The following is a 21,110-nucleotide window of genomic DNA, read 5'->3' on the forward strand; positions in this document are numbered from 1 at the left end:
GGAGAACACGTTGAAAGCACTCGTACTCGAACGCACGCGCGAGCTCGCGCTGCGCGACATCGACCTGCCGCAACAGGTCGGCCCCGGCGACGTCCGGATCAAGGTCCATACGGTCGGCGTCTGCGGCAGCGACGTGCATTACTACGTGCACGGCGGGATCGGCCCGTTCCGCGTCGACGCGCCGATGGTGCTCGGCCACGAGGCGTCCGGCACGGTCGTCGAAACCGGCAGCGACGTCACGCACCTGCGCGTCGGCGACCGCGTGTGCATGGAGCCCGGCGTGCCTCGCTTCGATTCGCCCGCGACGCTGCGCGGGCTCTACAACCTCGATCCCGACGTGCGCTTCTGGGCGACACCGCCCATCCACGGCTGCCTGACGCCGTTCGTCGTGCATCCGGCCGCGTTCACGTACCGGCTGCCCGACAACGTGTCGTTCGCCGAAGGCGCGATCGTCGAGCCGCTGTCGATCGGCCTGCAGGCCGCGAAGAAGGCGGCGATGAAGCCGGGCGACCTCGCGGTCGTGATCGGCGCCGGCACGATCGGCGCGATGACGGCGCTCGCCGCGCTCGCCGGCGGCGCCGCGCGCGTGATCCTCGCCGACGTCGTGCCGGAGAAGCTCGCGCTGTTCGCCGCCAACCCGGCCGTCACGACCGTCGACGTGCGTACGCGGCCGCTGGCCGACGCGGTGGCCGACGCCTCCGGCGGCTGGGGCGCGGACGTCGTGTTCGAGGCGAGCGGCAGCGCGAATGCATATGCGGGCCTCGTCGACCTGATGTGCCCGGGCGGCTGCGCGGTGCTGATCGGGATGCCGGTCGCGCCGGTGCCGCTCGACGTGGTCGCGCTGCAGGCGAAGGAAGGCCGCATCGAATCGGTGTTCCGCTACGCGAACATCTTCCCGCGCGCGCTCGCGCTGATCGCGTCCGGCGCGATCGACGTGAAGCCGTTCATCTCGCGCACGTTCCCGTTCTCCGAAGGCGTGCGCGCGTTCGAGGAAGCGGCGAGCGGGCACCCGCGCGACGTCAAGATTCAGATCGAAATGGATTGAGCCATGGCCCAGATCACCTGCAAGGCTTTGTCGAAGCACTACGACGGCGGCCCCGCCGTGCTGCATCCGCTCGACCTCGAGATCGCCGACGGCGAATTCATCGTGCTGCTCGGCCCGTCCGGCTGCGGCAAGTCCACGATGCTGCGGATGATCGCGGGCCTCGAGGCGATCACCGGCGGCGAGCTCGTGATCGGCGATGCGGTCGTCAACGATCTGCCGTCGCGCGAGCGGAACGTCGCGATGGTGTTCCAGAACTACGCGCTGTACCCGCACATGACGGTGTACGACAACATCGCGTTCGGCCTGCGGCGGCTGAAGGTGCCCGCCGACGAGATCGACCGCCGCGTGCGCGACGTCGCGCGCATCCTGAGCCTCGATGCGTTGCTCGAGCGCCGCCCGCGTGCGATGTCGGGCGGCCAGCAGCAGCGCGCGGCGATCGCGCGCGCGATGATCAAGACGCCCGCCGTGTTCCTGTTCGACGAGCCGCTGTCGAACCTCGACGCGAAGCTGCGCACGCAGTTGCGCGGCGACATCAAGCGGCTGCACCGGCAACTGAAGACGACCACGCTGTACGTCACGCACGATCAGCTCGAAGCGATGACGCTCGCCGACCGCGTCGTGCTGATGCGCGGCGGCCACATCGAACAGATCGGCACGCCGGCCGAGCTGTACGGCCAGCCGCATACGGTATTCGCCGCGGGGTTCGTCGGCACGCCCGCGATGAACTTCGCGGACGGCACCATCGAGCGCGTCGGCGCGAACGTGCTGCTCGACTGCAACGGCGCGCGCTGGCCGCTCGCGTCTTCACGCTTCGCGCGGCTGCAGGACGGCCAGCAGGTCAAGGCGGCGATTCGCCCGAACCACCTGCGGCTCGCCGCCGAAGGCGATCCGACCCCGGGCACGCTGTCGCTCACCGGCACGGTCGAGCTCGTCGAGCTGCTCGGCGCGGAGGCGCTCGTCACGCTGGACTGGCGCGGCCAGCCGTGCGCGGCCCTCGTGCCGGCCCCGATGGCCCCGGCGCCGGGCGCCGTGGTAGCGTTTCGCTTCGACGAAGAAGCCCTGCATCTGTTCGACGCCGGCACCGAGCGCAACGTCACGCTGCCGGACGCGAACCCCATCGCGCACGCGGCGCCGCCGGCGGCCGCGACGCGCACCACGCCGCCTGCCGCGACGGGCTGGTCGATGTCCCGCCCGTAGCACGCCGGCACGCCCCGACGGAGCACACGATGAACCCGGATCTCGAGATCGTTCCCACCCACCGCGACGAATCGTTCCGCGCGTGGGTCCACGACTATCCGCATTCGGTCGCGAAGTGGCACTTCCATCCCGAGTACGAGATTCACCTGATCCAGGCATCGCGCGGCAAGGTGTTCGTCGGCGACCACATCGGCGATTTCGGCCCCGGCAACCTGATCGTCACCGGGCCGAACCTGCCGCACAACTGGGTCAGCGAGCTCGCCGACGGCGAACGCGTGCCGTCGCGCGACGTCGTGCTGCAGTTCTCGCGCGATGCGATCGAGAAGATGGTCGACGCGTTCAGCGAGCTGCAGCCGGTGATCGAGCTGATCGACGACGCGGCGCGCGGCGTGCAGTTTCCCGATCGCGTCGGCATCGAGGTCGCGCCGCTGATGCTCGAACTCGCTAACGCGCACGGCTGCCGACGCGTCGAGATCCTGATGTCGCTGTTCGACCGGCTGTCGTCGTGCCGCGAGCGGCGCGTGCTCGCGGGCCCCGGCTACCGCAGCGACGCGCAGCACTACATGTCGTCGACCATCAACCAGGTGCTGTCGTACCTGCAGCAGAACCTGCCCGGCATGCTGCGCGAAGCCGACGTCGCCGCGTTCGCCGGCATGAGCGTGAGCACCTTCACGCGGTTTTTCCGGCGTCACACCGGCTCGTCGTTCGTGCGCTACCTGAACCGGCTGCGCATCAACGAGGCGTGCGAGCTGCTGATGTTTTCCGACCTGACGGTGACCGACATCTGCTACCGGGTTGGCTTCAACAACCTGTCGAACTTCAACCGTCAGTTTCTCGCGATGAAGCAGGTGCCGCCGTCGAAGTTCCGCGCGCTGCACCGGCTCAACGAACCGCACGGCCGCGACGACGCGCCGCCCCCGCGACGCGCGCCGCCGCGCGCCCCAGACAGGACGCTCCATACGTGACATATCTCGGCATCGATCTCGGCACGTCCGAGGTCAAGGTTCTGCTCACCGATTCCCGATCGGTCCCGCTCGCGACCGGCTCGGCCACGCTGTCGATCAGCCGGCCGCATCCGCACTGGTCCGAACAAAGCCCGCAGGCGTGGTGGCACGCGATGCTCGACGCGATCGCGTCGGTGCGGGCCGCGCACCCGGCCGGCTTCGCCGCGCTGCGCGGCATCGCGCTGTCCGGGCAGATGCACGGCGCGACGCTGATCGACCGCGCGGACCAGGTACTGCGCCCCGCGATCCTGTGGAACGACACGCGCGCCGGCACCGAATGCGTGGAGCTCGAGGCGCTGGTGCCGGAATCGCGCACGATCACCGGCAACATGGCGATGCCCGGCTTCACCGCGCCGAAGCTGCTGTGGCTCGCCAAATACGAGCCGGCCGTGTTTCGCGCGGTGCACAAGGTGCTGCTGCCGAAGGACTACCTGATTTGGCGGCTGTCCGGCGAATTCGTGTCCGACATGTCCGACGCGTCGGGCACGCTATGGCTCGACTGCGCGCGCCGCGACTGGTCCGACCGGATGCTCGCCGCGACCGAGCTGTCGCGCGCGCAGATGCCGCGCCTCGTCGAAGGCAATGCGGCCGCCGCGCAACTGCGCGACACGCTGCGGCGCGAATGGGGCATCGCCGGGCCCGTGACGATCGCCGGCGGTGCCGGCGACAATGCGGCGTCCGCGATCGGCATGGGCGTCACGGGCGCCGGCAGCGGCTTCCTGTCGCTCGGCACGTCGGGTGTGCTGTTCACCGGCAACGACCGCTTCGCGCCGAATCCGGACGCCGCCGTGCACGCGTTCTGCCACTGCGTCGAAGGGCGCTGGCACCAGATGAGCGTGATCCTGTCGGCCGCCGCGAGCCTCGACTGGCTCGCGCGCGCGCACGGCACGACGCCCGGCGTGCTCGCGGCGTGTGCCGAACGCGCCGATCCGGCCCGCGCGCCGCTGTTCCTGCCGTATCTCGGCGGCGAGCGCACGCCGCACAACGATGCGCATGCGCGTGGCGTGTTCTTCGGGCTGTCGAACGAACACGGTGCGGACGACCTCGCGTATGCGGTGATGGAAGGCGTCGCGTTCGCGATGGCCGACGGCTACGACGCGCTGCGCGCGGCCGGCACGACGCTCGACGCGGTGTCGTTCATCGGCGGCGGCTCGAAGAGCGCGTTCTGGGCGCGGCTGTGCGCAAATGCGACCGGGCTCGCGATGCAGCGCCACGCGGACGGCGCGGTCGGCGCGGCACTCGGCGCCGCGCGGCTCGCGCGGCTGGCTGCGACGAACGACACCCTCGCGGAAGTCTGTATCGCGCCGCTCGTCACGGAAACGGTCGCGCCCGATGCCGCGTCGGTCGATCTGCTGGCGGGGCGGCTTGCACGGTATCGGCGGCTGTATCGCGCGCTGCGGGATGAGTTCGCGGCCGCCGACTGAGCGTTAGAGCGATCGCGCTTGACCCGGCCCTTGGGATCGCCTTTATGCTGACCGCAACGAATCGACAGCAAAGAGGTGACGGATGGGTTCGTCCACGCCCCGTTTGAACGCATCGGCCGCCGCCGCGCGGCTCGGCGTCTCCATCAAGGCGCTGCGGCTGTACGAGCGGCACGGCCTGCTCACGCCCGAGCGCACGCCGGCCGGATACCGCGCGTACGGCCCGGACGACCTCGCGCGCGCCGCCGACATCGCGGCGCTGCGCAAGCTCGGCCTCGGTCTCGCGCAGGTGGCGAGCGTGCTCGGCGGCGATGCGCGCAGCCTCGATGCAGCGCTCGGCGCTCACGAAGCGGCGCTCGATCGCGGAATTCAGGATCTCGTGAGCAAGCTCGACCGCGTGCGTGCGATGCGCGCCGGCCTGGCTCGGGGACGGATGCCCGCGGACGGGGAACTCACGCGGCTGCTCGACGCTGGCAGCGCCGGCGTCACGTTCAGCCTGCCGTGGCCGTGGGGCGGCGAACGGTTCGAGTGTCGCGATATCCGGCCGTTGAACTACATCATCGGTTCGCTCGGGAGCGGCAAGACGCGGCTCGCGCTTCGGCTGGCCGACGCGCTGCCCGGCGCCGTGTTCGTCGGCCTCGATCGGCTCGACGACGATGGTGCAGCCGCATCGGATGCATTGCGTGCCGATCCGGAACTGAAGTCGCGTGTCGACCGCACGTCGGCGTTGCTCATCGGCAAAGGCGCGACGCCGTCGGCGGCGCTGACCGCACTGCTCGTCGGCCTCGAAGCAGCAAGCCCGCGCGTGCGGATCGTCGACATGATCGAACAGGATCTCGATCGCGCCACGCAACTGGCGTTGATCGCGCATCTGCGCGAATGCGCGGCCGCCGGCATGCGGCCGCTGTTCTTGCTGACGCGCTCGTCGGCGATCCTCGATCTCGCGGCGGTCGGCCCCGACGAAACCATTCTGCTGTGCCCGGCCAATCACAGCCCGCCTGTGCGCGTGGCGCCTTACCCGGGCGCGCCGGGGTATGAAGCCGTGGCCACGTGCCTGGCGGCGCCGGAAGTTCGGGAGCGGGTCGCGCGGCGGCCGGAAGCGGCGCGCTGTCAGGCCTGATAGGGAGCTGAACAGAAGATTTGCCGGCCCGCCTCGTCGGCGAACCTGACGGCACGCGTCAAGCGGGTAGGAATCGACCTGACCGATAGGCGTGCCCGCAAGCCGGCGATCGTAACCGGGAAAGATTCGGAAAAGTCCGGTGCTTGCCGGGCGCTATTGGACGGGTCAGCAAGCCGTCTTGTCCGGATGGCCAAAAACGCGCGCGGCCGGACGATCGCCCCTACGATGAAGGGCATCCGAAACCGTTCGTTCCGAGGTATCGTCCACCTCTGCCCCAGCATTCCACATGACCGCACGCAATGAAAACAGCACCGCCCCGGCCGATATCGGCCCCTTCGACGCGATGAGCCGATTCCGCATCACGTACGACGGGCCCGCGCTCGAATCGTCCGAGATGGACGTGCGCGAACTCGCGCCCGCGCTGCTCGCCTTCGGCGATTTGCTCGACGCGTCGACCCGCGCCCTGTGCGGCGATCAGGTTCGGCCGCGGGTGAACGTGCGCGGCAGCTTCAAGACCGGCAGCTTCGGCATCGACTTCACGCTCGCCACCTCGCTGCTCGGCCGCATGCGCGATCTGCTGAGCGGCAACGAAGGCACGGCGCTCGCCAATGCGGTCACGCGACGATCACCGATGCCGGCTTCCTGTCGCGCGTGAACAACAGCCAGATCAGTTTCAGCAAGGGCGACGTGCTCTTGTGCAATGTCCGTATGCAGCAGTGGCAAACTTCGGACGGCGCAAAAACCGAATACGAGGTCACGGATGTCCTCGAACATCGCCCGGCGGGCCTGTAGATTCCGTTGTCGGGCCTCTGATCCACGTCGCCGCCTCGCGCCCGACGCAACTTCTCACCACTCATGAAACCGGCGATCCATCTGCGTGTCGCCTCGCGGGAAGACCTCGCCTTCCTGCTGACGCTCCGTCGACTCACGATGACCGAGCACCTGCAGCGCGTCGGCGCGCCGACCGACGACGAAGCACACGACCGACGCATCCGCGCGAACTTCGACGACGCGATGATCGTCTGCGAAGGCGCCGACGCCATCGGCCTGCTGAAGGTGACGCGCGCGGCCGGCGACTGGCACGTCCATCAGATCCAGATCCTTCCCGCGTGCCAGGGTCGTGGAATCGGCGCGGCCGTACTGAACGCATTGCTGACCGACGCGGCACGCGAGCGCGTATCCGTATCGCTGAGCGTGCTGCACGGCAACCCCGCACGGCGGCTCTACGAACGGCTCGGCTTTCGCGTCGTATCGGAAACCGATACGAGCGCGAACATGATCCGCCGCGCGTGACACGTGTCGTTTCGACGCCGCCACATTTCTGTTACTGCGTGATCTTCGCGTCCTTCAGCAGGTTGCCGATCATCTGCGCACTCGCCTTCTCGACCGCGATCGCCTGCAACTGCTGCTGAAGCGTCGGCTTCGCGGTTTCGAAAGCCGGCACCTGCGTCGGCCGCTTCGCATCCAGCTTCACGATCGCCCGCACGCCATCGACGGGAATCGAATCCTTCGTCACCGCGCCGACGGGCAGTTTCTCGAGCGCCTGCGCGACCGGCTGCGGCAACCCGGCCGTCTTGCCCGCCGCCGCCGGCGTGTTGAAGCTCACCCACGGCAGCTCGCCGCCGGTATCGCGGCTCGGCGCGACGCTGTACTGGCGCGCGAGCCCGTCGAACGACTTGCCCGCTTTCAACTCGCTCAGCACGGTGGCCGCCGCGACCGGATCCTTGACGACGATCACGCGCGGCTTGTATTCGTTCTTGCCGAGCGCGGCGACGAGCTCGTCGTAGCGCGCCTTGACCTGCTCGTCTGTCACGGGCTCGGGCTTCACGTTGTCGCGCAGGTACAGCTGCACCTCGGCCGTCACCTTCGCCTGCTGCATCGCCGCCTTGACCTCGGGCTTGTCCGCGTAGTTGGCCTTCTCGGCCGCCTGCTGCACCAGCACGCGCGTGATCAGCTGATTCTTGATCGCCTCGCGGATCTGCGGCGAATCGGCTTGCCCGGACGCGCGCAGCAGCGTATCGACGTCGGCCTGCGTGATCGGCGTGCCGTTGACGGTCGCGACGGTCGCCGCGCCCGCCGCCGTTTCCGCGTGGACGGGGCCCGTCAGCGCGCCGGCTAGCGCAGCGATCAGCAACAGGCGGTTCGGTGTCGTTTTCATTTTCGTCATGTCGTCACTTCGGCTCAAAAATCGCGGCATCGGGCTGCCGCGCAAGTTCACCGGCGCGGCAATGTGCCGGCGCAACCGGTCGGTCGATTCGGTTCATCGTCGTGTGCACGCGCACTCCCGCCGGTGCCGCCGCTATTGTGCCCGGATCGGGCTTTCCGCGCCGTGTGGTTGGGAACGACCGCCCGGCGGGCGGTGAGGCGCGCGTTGCGCACGCCGCTCATTACGCACGCGCGATGCGGAAATTGCGTGGAAGCACGATGGACGTCCGGCGACACGCGGTGAATCCCGTCGTTGCCGCGCGGGCACGGCCGGCGGACAGCGGCCGCGCACGCGTGATCGATGTCATGGCGTCCACCGGTACACGGTGATGCTGTTCCCCTTCACGTTGTTCTTCATCACCACGTACTCGCCGTTCGACCGGCGGTACGCGCGAATGCTGTACATCGCATCGATCGCGCTGCTGGTATCGACGGTCGCGGGGCTCGTGTTGACCAGCGTCGTGTCGAGGCTTCCCGTGGTCAGGTTGAACGCGTCGACGTTCGGCCAAAGCGGCCCGCTGCTGCTGAACCAGTAGCCGACGAACAGATGGTTGCCCGCCGCGTCGATCGATTTCGCGCCGCTGTGCGGCAGCGTGATCACCGGGTCGGGCTTCGTCGTGTTGCCCGCGCGCCAGCCGTGATACACCTCGATGCGCGTGCCGATCGACGTCCAGTCGTTGCTGCCGAGCGCGCCCTGCGCGAGCACCATCGTGTCGCTGTCCGCGAGATAGACGATGCGCGTGAGCGGCTGGATGCTGGCCGGAATGCGGGTCGCGACGCCGGGCCCCCACGACGGCTTGCCGTTCGCGTCGAAGCCGGTCAGCGGGTAATGCGTGATCGCGCCGGTCTTGTCGAGGCCTGCCCATACGCCACCCTGGCTGTCGAGGCTGAAGCCGCCCGTCACGCGCTGCGTCGTGTTGAACGCAGGGCCGGGAAGCGAGCCGTCCGGAATCGCGACGTAACCGTTCGCCGCGTTGAAATGATAGAAGTAGAAGACCGGCGGGTTCTGGCCGGCCGCGACGAGAATCCGGTTCGCGCCGACCGACGTGAGCAGCCCGAAGTGTTCGTCGCGCTGCGTGTCGCTCATGTTGATGCGCGGGTCCGACGGATACGTGAACGGGTCGACGGTGTTCGCGACGAACTTGCCGCCCGCGCTGCCGCTGTAGATGTGCGTGCCGCCGTAAAACAGCGCGCCGTCCGTGACCGGGTCCGGCGCGGCGATGCCTTCGAAGTTCAGCGACTGCAGTGTCCAGCGCAGGCTGCCGGTGCTGCTGTACGCGTGAATGTCGGTCGCGCCATTGCGGCCGAGATCCCAGCTGCCGCCCCACGGATTGTTGAGCACATAGAGATTGCCGCCGGTGTCCTTGCCGATCCCGACGATGCGCGTGAAGCGTTGCGGGCCGACCTGCCCCTTGATGCCCGTCGTCGTGTCGAGATAGCCGCCGCGCACGCCGAACGTGCCGACGAGCGCCGGCCGGCCCGAGATCGAATAACGCTTGATGTTCTGGTCCGGACCTTCGTCGCCCACCAGCAATTGCCCGGCCGCCGCGTCGACATACAGCGCCGACGGTTGCGACCCGGCCGGCATGCGGATCGTGTTCAGCAGCGCGCCGGTCGGGCTGAAGCCGACGATCGAGCCGGCACGCTTCTGCGCGACCCACACGTTGCCCGCGCCGTCCACCGCGAGCGCGCCCGGCGCCGACACGCCGATGTCGCGCTGCCACACGCCATCGGTCGTGAACACGCGCACGCGATTGCCGTAGAAATCGCTCGCATACAACAGCGAGCCGGCCGTCGCGAGCCCGGTGACGACGTCGATGCGCGGCTGGTTGGTCGCCGCGCTGATCTGGATCACGCGGTCGCGATACTTCGTCGCGCGGTTGTAGCGCCCCACCGCGCCGCTGCCGTAGGTCTTGCCGGGCTGCAGCGCGACGAACAGCGATGTCGCGTTGCCGGTGATCGCGCTGCCCTGGAATTCCGAATGCGCGCCGATCGAGCCGATGCTCTTGCCGTTCTGGTAGATCGCGACGCCACCTTCGTCCTCGTCCCACATCGACGCCGTGTAGATCACGCCTTCGGGCGCGACCCACATCGCGCGCGCCACGTTGCCGACGTGCGCCGCGAGCGTGCCGTACGTGTTCGCGATCCAGTCGGTCGTGTTGGCTGCATGCGCGGCCGATGCACATGCAGCGATCGCCGCGGCAACAAGCGCGGCCCGGATTCGTTGTCTGGCGACCATGACGGAGGCTCTCCTGAATGAGACAAACATTCACATGAAGGATCGGCCGGCCAGATGGCTTGAAGTCCGCGAGATGTAAATTCTTCCCTGAATCATCCGGCGCAGTCGGTATGACGTACGGCATGCATTCGATAATGCGCAGGGCGAGAATAGCGTTATATAAATCGAAAAAAATTGCGAATCGCCCGCGCTTGCGGCGAGCGCGGCTTCGCGTCAGTAAATGGTCACTTACGCGCCGGATCGGAAATGGAGAAAATCAGGCATTCGCCGCCGGGAATATCGCCGGGGATTCAACGACGATGGATTGAAACGGCGAATGCCATTTCGGCAGTATCGGGAAAAATCCACTGTCCCCAAATGAAAACGCCGGCCTGAATCCGTGTCGAATCCAGGCCGGCGAATATCATTTGCTGCGGGTCAGGCAATGCAGCGTTTGCGCCACCGCATTGCCGTGCGTCAAGCCGACGTTTCCCTCACCTTCACCTCGGCGACGCGCGCGCCGTCCGGATCGTCGCCATCGCGCGGCGCGTCGAGCTGCCCTTCCCACTTCGCGACTACGGCCGCCGCGATCGAGTTGCCGACGGCGTTGGTGGCCGAGCGCCCCATGTCGAGGAACATGTCGACGCCCATGATCAGCAGCAAGCCGGCTTCGGGCAGGTTGAACTGATTGAGCGTCGCCGCGATCACGACGAGCGACGCGCGCGGCACGCCGGCCATCCCCTTCGACGTCACCATCAGCATCAGCAGCATCGTGATCTGCGTGCCGAGCGGCAGATGGATGCCGTACACCTGCGCGATGAACAGCACCGCGAACGTGCAGTACATCATCGAGCCGTCGAGGTTGAACGAATAGCCGATCGGCAGCACGAAGCTCGAGATCTTGCGGTTCACGCCGAAGCGGTCGAGCGCGTCCAGCAGCTTCGGATACGCGGCCTCGGAGCTGGCCGTCGCGAACGACAGCAGGAACGGCTCGCGGATCAGCCGGAGCAGCGTGAACGCGCGCTTGCCGAGGAACGTCACGCCGGCGAGCGTCAGCACGGCCCACAGCAGCGCGAGCGCCAGATAGAAGCTCGCCATGAACTTCGCGAACGTGAGCAGGATGCCGAGCCCTTCGGTCGTGATCGTCGACGCGAGCGCCGCGAACACCGCAACGGGCGCGAACCACATCACCGTGCCCGTTACCTTCAGCATCACCTGCGCGAGATCGTCGATCACGGCGGTCAGGCGCTTGCCCGCTTCGCCGAGCGCGGACAGCGCGGAGCCGAAGAAGATCGAGAACACGACGATCTGCAGGATTTCGTTGTTCGACATCGCCTCGGCGATCGACTTCGGCACCAGGTGCACGACGAAATCCTTCAGCGTGAACGCGCCCGTCTTCAGGTTGAGCGCCGCATCGGATGCCGGAAGCGGCAGGCTCAGGTGGCTGCCGGGTTGCAGGATCGTCGCGGTCAGCAGGCCGAGCAGCAGCGACGTGAACGACGCGATGAAGAACCAGCCGAACGCCTTGACGCCCACGCGGCCCACCGCGCTGCCGTCGCCCATCTGCGCGATGCCGACGGTCAGCGTCGCGAACACCAGCGGCGCGATGATCATCTTGATCAGGCGCAGGAACACGTCGGACAGCAACGACACGTACCCGGCGACCTCCTTCGCCATCTTCGGGTCGGGAAACGCGCTATGGCAGGCGTAACCCACGGCGATACCCAGCATCATCGCGACGACGATGTACCTGGTGATGTTGTGCTTCTTCTTCATTAGTAATCCAAATCACAAAGCGTATGTTGCTAACGGCTGGCACAGCTTCCGCGTCCGGCTGCGAATCGAAACCCACGTCTCTCTGGGTGCGACCTCCCCGCTATCGGCGCTCGCCATGGCGGACAGGGGGGGCATTCTAACGCAAATGGCTCGCCGGCTTTCAAATCTGAAAGCGGCACGGGTTGATCTGCGTCCTGAACCCCGCCGGGAAGGGGACGCCTGCCACGCCCGCCCCGTCGGAAATCGTCACGCGGGCAGCGACATGATCGAGCGATCGCGACACATTCTCACAAACCTGCGCAGACCTCGACACTACGGCACGTAAACGGTCTGTAATATTTGGAAATGATTCGCGTCGACATCGTGCATCGACGTCAACGCGCAATTCCGAGCGGGAAATGCGGGACCGCGTTCGCGTCATGGCTTCCATCAGGCCGAGTGATTCATTTCGTCAGTATTCCTTGAAATGAAGGATCGGGAAAAAGCGGCATCGTGATGAACATTCTTTACACCAACTTCCACGGCGACTATGGCGGCGGACAGGACACCTACGTCCGCGATCTCGCCGTCGCGATGAGCCGTCATCACCGCGTAACCGTCGCGTCGCCGGAAGGCAGCCGCTTGTCGCGACTGCTGAAGGACACTCCCGACGTGGCCATCTTCGACATGGAATTCAAGCCGCGCTGGAACCGGCTGTGCCGCGAGATTCTCCGGCTGCGCGAGCGGATCGCCGCCGAGCGCTTCGATGTCATCCATGTAAACGGGTCCGCCGATCACCGGCAGGTCATGCTCGCGCTGCTCGGTTGCCGATATCGGCCCGCGGTCGTGCTGACCAAGCACAACACCTATCGCGCCGACAGCTTCGGCAACCTGCTGCGCGCCCGGCTGGCCACTGACCACACGATCGCGGTCAGCGACTACGTCGCGAGCATGCTCGCGCTGCGCTCGCCATACGGCAACGTCACGGTGGTCAAGCACGGCGTGCGCCGGCCGGCCGCCGAACGACTGGCGGCCGACGAGATCCGCCGCCGCAAGATCGCGCTGTTCGGCGCGGCCGGCGCGGATGCGATCGTGCTGGGCAGCAGCGCCGGCACCGCGCCAGAAAAAGGCTGGATGGACCTGATCGCCGCACTCGGCCGCCTGCCCGAAACCGAACGGGAGCGGTTTCGCGTGCTGCTGGTCGGCGCGGAGCCATCCGGCGAACAGCGCGAGCAGCTCGCGCGGCACGGCATGGCGTCGCGTACCGCGTTCACCGGGCGACTCGACGATGTGCGGGCGCCGTTCTCGATCATCGACGTGTCGTTCGTGCTGTCGTATCACGAGAGCCTGTCGTATGCGTGCCGCGAAGCGATGTCGCTCGGCTGCCCCGCGATCGTGACGCGCGTGGGCGGGCTGCCCGAGAACGTCGAACCGGGCGTGGACGGCTGGGTCGTCCCGCCACGCGAGCCCGCGGCGATCGAAGCGATCCTGCGCGCGATCGCGGAGGATCCGGGCCGCGTCCGCGCGATGGGACGCAGCGCGCGGCTGAAAGGCAAGCGAGAGTTCTCGTTCGACGCGTTCGTCGACGCGACCTTGTCCGTTTATCAGCACTCGGTTCGACACAACTCCTCCCGCTGGGTGACCTCGTTGAGATCCGCGAAATGGCAATGAATATCTGGAAGAAGTACCGGGACCGGCGCCACAAGGAATCGTCGGCCTACCGGAAAGCCGAGCCGATCATCGCGAAGTGGGCCGCGCATGCCGATTTCGCCGAGATTGGCGACTTCAAGACCCTGCGGATTTTCCGCAAGGCTGCATAACCACACTTTCCTGCGATCCACCGATGCTTGCGCGCACCCCACGCTATCCGATCCTGATGTATCACCAGATCCGCCCGCTCCCGCCGCCGACCGACCGACTGCGCAGCCTGAGCGTCGCGCCCGACGCGTTCCGCCGCCAGATGACCTTGTTCAGGCGGCTCGGCTACCGCGGGTTGAGCGTGCGCGAACTGCAGCCGTACCTGCGCGGCGAACGGCAGGGCAAGGTCTTCGGCATCTCGTTCGACGACGGCTTTCACAACGTGCTGACGCATGCGATGCCCGTGCTCGACGCGCTCGGGTTCACCGCGACCTGCTATTTCGTCGCCGGTCGGTTCGGCGGCGCGAACGACTGGGATGCCGGTGCGCCGACTGCGCGCTCGCCGCTAATGACGTGCGCGGACATGCTCGCGTGGCGCGATCACGGCCATGAAATCGGCTCGCATACGCTCGATCATGTGGCCCTGTCGTACGCGCCGTCACATGTATCGGCGTTTCAGTTGACCGAATCGAAGCGGCAGCTCGAAATGCTGAGCGGCCAATGCGTCGAATCGTTCTGCTATCCGTACGGCGATCTCGACGCACGCGTGCGCGACCAGGTCATCGCCGCCGGTTACGGCAATGCGACGACGACCCGGCGCGGATGCGCCGGTGCGACCGACGATTCGTTTCTGTTGCCGCGGATTCCGGTCGCGGGTGGGGGCGGGGCTGCGAGGCTGTGGTTCAAATGTGTGAAGGGGCGGGTTGCGGCGGGCGGGTAGCATGCGTCGTCATACGACGACATCTCGATACCCGTTCATGCCATGCACGCGCACGGACGACCCTCGCCGTCAGATCCACGCGGTGAGCAGGAACGAGAGCCGGCCAGCGCGAATCGTCCTGTCGACCACACGCCACGCAGCCCACAGAAAATGTAGATAAACTACAACCCACTTATTCAGTTCCGCCATCAACACGCTCAAGTCAGATTTGGATAAGCACCCGAAATTCCCCCCATATTCCGTCCTTGACCAGCCTGGCCGTCCGCGGTTAATGTTGAAAAACTACATGATCTAGCGGGCCATCCAGTTACGGATACTGGCTTGCTTCTTCGTGGGTTCGCTTCCGCTGAGAGCAGGACAATAATTTCTTACACACAGGAAAGGAATGCTGTTTATCAGGAACCTGAGAGATGTCGAGAAAGACGGACGGCTTGTCGAATGGGGTCCGGCACAAGCCGTCGCTGATTGACGGAAAAGGACGGCATGGGCTACGGCGTGTGCCATACGGTGGTGCGCGCGGGGACGGAATCGCTGCTGCAATACCGCAACCATCTCGAAGCCTGTTATTGCATTGCGGGCGAAGGCGAGGTCGAGGGCATGAACGGCAACGTCTTTCCGATCCCCCGGGCACCATCTACGTGCTCGATCAACACGACCAGCATTATCTGCGCGGCGGCAATGACGGGGATCTGGTGCTTGTCAGTGTCTTCAATCCCCCGCTCAAGGGACACGAACGGCATAACCCGGAATCTGCAGAAGCATCCGATTACTGAGGCCCGATACGCTCATTCCGGGAGGCCACGGGGTAGCAGCCCCCCGGCAACGTCCGCGGGAGCGCGCATGCATCGCGTGCTCCGCGCAAAAGAAAGGTGACCGTTCGTGCGCGCCCAGCATCAAGCCTTTTTCCATTCGCTTTTCCTTGCCCGCCTCGCCGACCAGATTCTGTTGTTTCTGGTGCCGCTGGTCATCTTTCAGATGACAGGACGCGTGTCCTGGTCGGGCATCGCGTTTTCGCTCGAAACACTGCCGAGATACCTGTGCTTCCCGTTTCTCGGCGCGCTTTGCGACCGGTATTCGCCCACGAAGCTGATGCGCGTCAGTCAGGTTCTCCGCGCGGCGGTATGCGTCGCGGGCGTCGCCGCCTACGACCTCGTCGGCGGCATCGGATGGCTGATCGCGCTGTCCGCGTTGTGCGGCATGCTGACGAGTCAAGGCATCGTTGCGCGCGAGGTGATGCTGCCGCAGATATTCAGCAGCCATCGCTTCGAAAAAGTGCTGTCGTATTCGCAATTGGCCGACCAGCTTGGCCTGGTGCTTGGCCCCATGCTCGCGGCGATTCTGCTGTCCTGGTGGCGCTGGGAATTCGTCGTGGCGGCCGCGGCCGTGCTGTTCGTCACAGCCGACGTCGCGCTCGCCTATTGGCAAAAGGCCAGCGCGTTCGAATTCGCGATGCCGGAAGGTTCGCACGGCACCTGGTTCAAGCCGATCAAGACGGCCTTGTCTCACGTCGTCCATCTGCCGGGCCTCAAGTCCGTCATCATGCTGGCTGCCGCGGAGAACCTCGTGATCGGCGTCACGCTCGCGACATCCGCTGCGATGGTCACCGGCTTTCATCACGAAAGCGGACGCTATTATGCAGGACTGCAAACGGCAGGCGCATGCGTGACGATCGCGATTCTGTTGATGACGGCGAGGTTGCATGTCCCGCGGCGCATCCTCGGCCTCGTCGGCTTCGGTTCGATCTGTGTCGGCGGCGTGATCGCGGCAGCCAGCTCGGGAATTGCGGGGTACGTTCTCGGCTTCCTGCTGATCGTCGGGTTCGACAAGATGTTCAACGTGTACATCCGCAGCACGCGGCAGAAGATCATCCCCGCGCGTGACTACGGCAAGACGACGGGCGTCGTCATCCTCCTCAACAACATGACACAGCCGCTCGCGGGCGTCGCGGTAGGCGTGTTCTCGACGCGTTTCGGACCAGACACGGTGATCATGGTGCTATCCGTGTGCATGGGTTGCCTCGGGTTGCTGGTCTCGCTCGCGCCCCGCGTTCGAAAAGACCACATCTTTTCTGAGAGCCCACACAAATAATGTTGGCTCTCAAAAAAGGTGTCTTTGGGCCTGTAGACAGATCAAGGACTTGGACATCTTTTTTGAGAAATCTACATGCCTCTCGTCTCAAAAAAGATGTCCGTGGCCCCGGGATTTCTCAGAAAAGTCGTCCTTGGGAATGTCACGGCCCTGCCTAGGTGTCTCGACGGAACTTAGCGACAAGCAGCGTCATGGGCGGGCGTTTCAACGGCCAGCACAGTCGACACTGCTTGTGCTATAAATGTGCCCATAGTGTGCGCCGAGAAATCTGCCGTGAACCCCAATCTGGCCCAGGATTCAACGCCCCCTCTCGATTTCGACCAGTTCATGGCGTCTTTGAAGGATTCGGAGAGTATCGCGCCCATCATCTCGGCGCGACGCTTCGCGTCTGCCCTGCATATCGATATGCAAACACTCGCACGGCTGGCCCATGTACACCGCAATACGGTAAGCCGCTTGGCTGGCTCCGAAAGTGTGCAAAAGTACCTTCGAGACGCGCTCCGGGTCATCCGAGCTGCAACCGATATCTCCGGAGACCTACGAAGCACGCTGTTTTGGTATCGCAATGAACCGCTGCCGACCTTCGGCTACAAGACTGCCGAAGAGTTGATATCGGAGGGGCGCACCGAAGACCTGCTGCGTTACGTCACATCGCTCGAGGCCGGCGCGGCTGGATAGGGTCGGGTACACACGTTGCAGGTCTGCAAAATAACGGCTATCCAGCCATCAGTACGTGGCGATCGCGCGATAAGCGAGTACGCCGCCTACAAAGAAGCCCGCAAAAGAGGAGACGCCGAGCAGAATCGAAACCACATTGGCCACTCCACCGTATCGCAGCATGCGGTCCTTCTTGGCCCCTGCATATCGCGCCTCGCTGTACCAAAACTGGGTGAGATACCGAAAGCCCGCTGCCGTCCCGCCAAAGCCTGCGCTTAAGACAAAGACGAGCATGGCGACCCCGACTTTCGATAGCAATGGCCCTCCGGTTTGCCATTTCGTCATGGCATTGCCAACAAAGGCTAGCATTGCCACCGCGGCCCCTCCGTTGATTGCAATTGCTGATCTGACAGCGGTCTGGCCGGCCTCGATTGTCCCTTTCAACAGTTCGACGCCGAAGGCCAGGTCGGTCGACGTTTGCGTCTTCCACACTTCCAACTCGTGCTTGATCTGCTCGTCGCTTTTCTGGTGGCCTCCAGTCTCACTCTCGTTCAAGGCCTTGATGAGACCATCCAGATAGGCGTTGAGGTTCGAAACGGGTATGGACGCTGCTCCTGCGGTGGCGGCATTGCTGACGGCATCTTTCACCAGTTGAACAGCATCGGACGGTTTCATTTTTACCCCGAGACGTTGTTTTATTGGATTTTGAATCGCTCGCTGGAGAAATCAACCCGAGCTTGGGGCTCGGCCACGCGAGCATGCGTAATGCATCGTGATCCCCGCGTTCTTTTCTTGTGCAGCGAATGCACCACGCAGCCTTTCATTTGTTCTATAGCACTCGTGGCGAAGACGGCGGCCGAAGTGAAAGTGAAGCAGTCGTTCGGGTGAACGTATAGCTGGTCTCCCAAAGACGCATTGCGATTCACGCAGATTCGTCGCTCTGGCCGGTGCGTGCCAGTGACAGAAATTCTTCGGTTATCGAAAATAGGGAGCGGAGTAGCGCATCGTCCCACGGAAGTGACAATCCATGAGCGCTAGCTAGGCGCATCTGCCTAATCCGTTCGAGCAAAAACAACTCGCGCTTACCTATGACCCCGGCGTCCGCTAAACGGCGGACAAGCATGTTTGGTTGCGGGTCAATATGCCCTTCCAGTTGCCGTAGCGCCATTCGGCGTAACAAAGCTTCGGTAGCGGCCCAAGCGATCAGCAATGCAGCACGAGGAGCATTTGCACGATGGGCGCGCTTAGCCTCGGACATCATATCTTCGATCTGTTCGAGACTCGGCTCACGGTCAATGCTCACGCGCGTTGACGGTCGCACTCTTTGTTCCTTCCTGGCAAACCGCAATGCGCTCAAGCGCTGTTGGGTGAACTCTGCAGTCACGCCCGACGGAAATTGAAGATCCTCGTCTCTTTCTAGGATCGGCGGGTATTCGATGCGATCAAGGAAGTCAGAAAATGCTTGTCGAGTAGGGCTCGGCCAAATAGAGAAATCCTCAAACCGAAGTTTTCCCTTGAGTTCTTGTACGCGTTCGTCTACTAACACTGCTATGTCAACCAATCGGAACTGTCGGGTTGTCGATCCTCGTGAGAACGTGAAATGGATCGGTCCATATCGGAAAATCAGCGGGTTCGACTTTCTGGAGATTGCATCGGGATCGCCACACTCTTTCATTATGACGTTCGATTCGAGACCAAGCGTGACAGGACCGAGCTGACCCGTCCTCAGAAATTCACTAATTGTTGCCATAGGTCTGCTCCCATCTTTCAATCGCGATACGTAGCATTTTGAACTCAAACATCCGGCCGTTGGCGCGGCTCGCTAGCTCTTCGCCGCCGTCGTAGCCGAGCATGTAAGCGCGCGCCATATCTAGTCTGTCTATCCAGCGGCGCCGCATCGCGGGATCCGGAAGGCAATGCTCCCGGGCGTACTTGATCGCTTTCTCCAACCTGTCGCTCGGCGTCATCGAGAAGACCTCCTTGAAGTCAACACGCGCGTTGTGATCTGACACGACGGTGAGCTCGACGCCGTTGACGTGAATGTGGCACCCCTTTATAACCCAATCATCAGCCAACTTAGATGGCTCGCACATCTTCGTCCGGCGCCTCAATCATAGTTGTTAGACCCTCGGCCGCAGAAATTGGCGTAGCCTGCGGCGTAGGTCATTCGTCGCATGCCCATCAAGCCAAGCGGTGTTGCTACTACTGATGCATCACTGGTGAATGGCTTTCGATATAAATTCGCAGGTGCGGTAATGCTGTGTCAGGTAACGGTCGTAAGTCATCTTCATGGTGGAGTTTAGCAGTGTCCGTTCGAACTTCCGCCGCCTCAGCCATTCACCATCGTCGACGCAGGCTCATTCCAGCGGCGGTTCAGCGCAAACAGCGGCACTTCACGGTCGTGATGGCATGAGGTCGTTTCAGCATACGGAACCCACACGATGCGCCGCGCAAAGGTTTCATTGATCTACCAGCGAACGAAAAACCTTCGCGCCGTCCAGTTACTACTCGGACATACGAAGCTGGAAAGCACGGTTCGCTATCTCGGCATCGATGTCGACGATGCCCTTGAGATGGCAGAGCAGACGGAGGTCTGATGGCATCACGGCCGGCGAGCGGTCTCTTGCCGGTCATGAGCCGCCTTTCACACGCGGCATCGCTCGGAGGTTCAAGGGTCGGCTACACTCCGTAGGCAGTCCATTCGTAACTGACGAAGCTCATTCGTCGGTCTACCTTCTCGCAAAAATGCGATCAGAAGGATGATAGACAGTCTGTTGAGCTTGCGGCCGTTGTGTTTGCTGGAGCCGCCGCGCCGCGAACGGTACAGCATGACTTCCTGACGTTGGTTGGGACTAGGATTCCCTATGAGCGTAAATAGGCCTTTTCGGCGGGTATGCCGTCAATTCGTTGATGGAAACTATTCAGAGGGCGGAAGCTGGATGTATCTCTTGCACCCGAAATATGCGACAGACCCACGCCACTACGCCCGCGCGTTCCTGCTGCTTCAGGAGGATCTCCTCGACCTCTTTTCGTATGTCGAACCGAGCGACGTGAACCTCAATACCTACTCTCACCGTATCCAGCAGTTGCTGATGAGGGCATGCATTGAGGTAGAGGCGAACTTCACCGCAATATTCTTGGACAATGGATTCGGCGACAATGACACACGGTTCAATATCAACGACTACAGGCTGATTAATACGTCACACAGACTATCTTCATTCCAGGTTCGGATTCCCGGCTGGACGGGAGAGCATGGAACGCGTCGACCATTTCTTCCGTGGGCGGAGGAAGACGGCCGCCTTGGCTGGTATCGCGCATACAACAAAGCTAAGCATAACCGACATGAAAATTTCCACTTGGCAACCTTTGACGCGCTGCTCGACGCCTATTGCGGGCTGAACGTCTTATTGTCCGCACAATTCATGAGCGAGGATTATGGACCGGGTTCCAAGAGCATCGGCGTGACGGGTGCTGACTACTACTATGAGGGGAACGATGGCATGGATCCCTCGATCGGTGGCTCGTTACGAATAAGATTTCCGGATGATTGGCCAGCCGATGATCGATATGAATTCAACTGGCAGGGATTAAGGAATATGGAGGACCCTTTCGTGAATTTTGACTACGCGGAGCTTTCCCAGGCTGAGCGACGCCGCTGACCGTTGTGGCCGGCAGGAAAAATTGGGATGCGCACGAATGCAAAGCAAATCTGTGGGCTTTTCCTATGACCCGCGTGATCGCGCCGCAGCATATATTCGCCAATTTTCTAAAAGTAAGCGGGTGGAGTGAAGATTGCTAGCTGCATGGTTTAGATCAAGC

At 64.0% G+C, this 21,110-nt stretch carries 20 protein-coding genes and 2 pseudogenes; 16 read left to right on the top strand and 6 right to left on the bottom strand.

What is annotated here, in order from left to right:
- Positions 1-10: 10 nt before the first annotated feature.
- The 7 genes from QZM15_RS08960 (at position 11) to QZM15_RS08990 (ending at position 7,080) form a co-directional block, all read left to right on the top strand.
- On the top strand, positions 11-1,045 hold the full coding sequence (locus QZM15_RS08960) for an NAD(P)-dependent alcohol dehydrogenase (protein ID WP_302106224.1): 1,035 nt from the start codon (positions 11-13) through the stop codon (positions 1,043-1,045).
- Positions 1,046-1,048: 3 nt separating this feature from the next.
- Positions 1,049-2,242, top strand: a complete 1,194-nt coding sequence (locus tag QZM15_RS08965) for an ABC transporter ATP-binding protein (RefSeq protein ID WP_302106225.1) — start codon at positions 1,049-1,051, stop codon at positions 2,240-2,242.
- A 29-nt stretch (positions 2,243-2,271) separates the two neighbouring features.
- Positions 2,272-3,207: an AraC family transcriptional regulator gene (locus QZM15_RS08970; RefSeq protein WP_060968105.1), complete on the top strand. Its 936-nt coding sequence runs from the start codon at positions 2,272-2,274 to the stop codon at positions 3,205-3,207.
- Entirely contained in the window at positions 3,204-4,670 is a 1,467-nt protein-coding gene (xylB, locus tag QZM15_RS08975; protein WP_302106226.1) for a xylulokinase, read from the top strand. Before QZM15_RS08970 ends, xylB begins: the two co-directional genes overlap by 4 nt.
- An 82-nt stretch (positions 4,671-4,752) precedes the next feature.
- Positions 4,753-5,787, top strand: coding sequence for a MerR family transcriptional regulator (locus QZM15_RS08980; protein ID WP_302106227.1), 1,035 nt, complete (start codon positions 4,753-4,755; stop codon positions 5,785-5,787).
- A 286-nt stretch (positions 5,788-6,073) separates the two neighbouring features.
- The gene (locus tag QZM15_RS08985) at positions 6,074-6,442 is read left to right on the top strand and encodes a hypothetical protein (protein WP_302106228.1); all 369 of its coding nucleotides are present in this window, start codon (positions 6,074-6,076) and stop codon (positions 6,440-6,442) included.
- Positions 6,443-6,642: 200 nt separating this feature from the next.
- On the top strand, positions 6,643-7,080 hold the full coding sequence (locus tag QZM15_RS08990) for an N-acetyltransferase (RefSeq protein ID WP_302106229.1): 438 nt from the start codon (positions 6,643-6,645) through the stop codon (positions 7,078-7,080).
- A 31-nt stretch (positions 7,081-7,111) separates the two neighbouring features.
- On the opposite strand, the gene QZM15_RS08995 is transcribed toward QZM15_RS08990, so the two are convergent.
- From QZM15_RS08995 to QZM15_RS09005, 3 genes are all read right to left on the bottom strand, one after another.
- Positions 7,112-7,954 carry a peptidylprolyl isomerase gene (locus tag QZM15_RS08995; protein ID WP_302106230.1) on the bottom strand — a complete coding sequence of 281 codons (843 nt, stop codon included), beginning with the start codon at positions 7,952-7,954 and terminating at the stop codon, positions 7,112-7,114.
- A 342-nt stretch (positions 7,955-8,296) separates the two neighbouring features.
- Positions 8,297-10,231, bottom strand: a complete 1,935-nt coding sequence (locus QZM15_RS09000) for an SMP-30/gluconolactonase/LRE family protein (RefSeq protein WP_302106231.1) — start codon at positions 10,229-10,231, stop codon at positions 8,297-8,299.
- A gap of 456 nt (positions 10,232-10,687) precedes the next feature.
- Positions 10,688-11,986, bottom strand: coding sequence for a dicarboxylate/amino acid:cation symporter (locus QZM15_RS09005; RefSeq protein ID WP_059581262.1), 1,299 nt, complete (start codon positions 11,984-11,986; stop codon positions 10,688-10,690).
- 495 nt (positions 11,987-12,481) lie between these two features.
- Here QZM15_RS09005 and QZM15_RS09010 point away from each other — a divergent pair, with 495 nt between their 5' ends.
- From QZM15_RS09010 to QZM15_RS09040, 7 genes and pseudogenes are all read left to right on the top strand, one after another.
- Positions 12,482-13,636 (top strand): glycosyltransferase, encoded by a 1,155-nt coding sequence (locus tag QZM15_RS09010; protein ID WP_302106232.1) that lies wholly within the window; start codon positions 12,482-12,484, stop codon positions 13,634-13,636.
- A complete protein-coding gene (locus tag QZM15_RS09015; protein ID WP_155634572.1) occupies positions 13,633-13,785 on the top strand; it encodes a hypothetical protein in 153 nt (50 codons plus the stop codon). Before QZM15_RS09010 ends, QZM15_RS09015 begins: the two co-directional genes overlap by 4 nt.
- Before the next feature lie 23 nt (positions 13,786-13,808).
- The gene (locus QZM15_RS09020) at positions 13,809-14,543 is read left to right on the top strand and encodes a polysaccharide deacetylase family protein (protein ID WP_302106233.1); all 735 of its coding nucleotides are present in this window, start codon (positions 13,809-13,811) and stop codon (positions 14,541-14,543) included.
- Positions 14,544-15,026: 483 nt separating this feature from the next.
- Positions 15,027-15,104, top strand: a pseudogene (locus tag QZM15_RS09025) (L-ectoine synthase); the annotation flags it as partial.
- A gap of 77 nt (positions 15,105-15,181) precedes the next feature.
- The gene (locus tag QZM15_RS09030; protein WP_302106363.1) at positions 15,182-15,316 is read left to right on the top strand and encodes an ectoine synthase; all 135 of its coding nucleotides are present in this window, start codon (positions 15,182-15,184) and stop codon (positions 15,314-15,316) included.
- 106 nt (positions 15,317-15,422) lie between these two features.
- Positions 15,423-16,631 carry an MFS transporter gene (locus QZM15_RS09035; protein ID WP_302106234.1) on the top strand — a complete coding sequence of 403 codons (1,209 nt, stop codon included), beginning with the start codon at positions 15,423-15,425 and terminating at the stop codon, positions 16,629-16,631.
- A 273-nt stretch (positions 16,632-16,904) separates the two neighbouring features.
- Positions 16,905-17,309 carry an MbcA/ParS/Xre antitoxin family protein gene (locus QZM15_RS09040; RefSeq protein ID WP_226227101.1) on the top strand — a complete coding sequence of 135 codons (405 nt, stop codon included), beginning with the start codon at positions 16,905-16,907 and terminating at the stop codon, positions 17,307-17,309.
- Between the two features lie 48 nt (positions 17,310-17,357).
- Here QZM15_RS09040 and QZM15_RS09045 read toward each other — a convergent pair whose 3' ends face one another.
- The 3 genes from QZM15_RS09045 to QZM15_RS09055 form a co-directional block, all read right to left on the bottom strand.
- On the bottom strand, positions 17,358-17,963 hold the full coding sequence (locus QZM15_RS09045; RefSeq protein ID WP_302106235.1) for a hypothetical protein: 606 nt from the start codon (positions 17,961-17,963) through the stop codon (positions 17,358-17,360).
- A gap of 247 nt (positions 17,964-18,210) precedes the next feature.
- Complete coding sequence (locus tag QZM15_RS09050; protein ID WP_226227103.1) at positions 18,211-19,038, bottom strand: hypothetical protein; 828 nt, start codon at positions 19,036-19,038, stop codon at positions 18,211-18,213.
- Positions 19,025-19,363 carry a hypothetical protein gene (locus QZM15_RS09055; RefSeq protein ID WP_226227104.1) on the bottom strand — a complete coding sequence of 113 codons (339 nt, stop codon included), beginning with the start codon at positions 19,361-19,363 and terminating at the stop codon, positions 19,025-19,027. Before QZM15_RS09055 ends, QZM15_RS09050 begins: the two co-directional genes overlap by 14 nt.
- Positions 19,364-19,708: 345 nt before the next feature.
- On the opposite strand from QZM15_RS09055, the pseudogene QZM15_RS09060 reads away from it, so the two are divergent.
- Positions 19,709-19,885: pseudogene (locus QZM15_RS09060) on the top strand (integrase); the annotation flags it as partial.
- Between the two features lie 342 nt (positions 19,886-20,227).
- On the top strand, positions 20,228-20,950 hold the full coding sequence (locus tag QZM15_RS09065; RefSeq protein ID WP_302106236.1) for a hypothetical protein: 723 nt from the start codon (positions 20,228-20,230) through the stop codon (positions 20,948-20,950).
- Positions 20,951-21,110 lie beyond the last annotated feature (160 nt).

Source organism: Burkholderia sp. AU44665 (genome assembly GCF_030504405.1).
Taxonomy (GTDB): Bacteria; Pseudomonadota; Gammaproteobacteria; order Burkholderiales; family Burkholderiaceae; genus Burkholderia; species Burkholderia semiarida.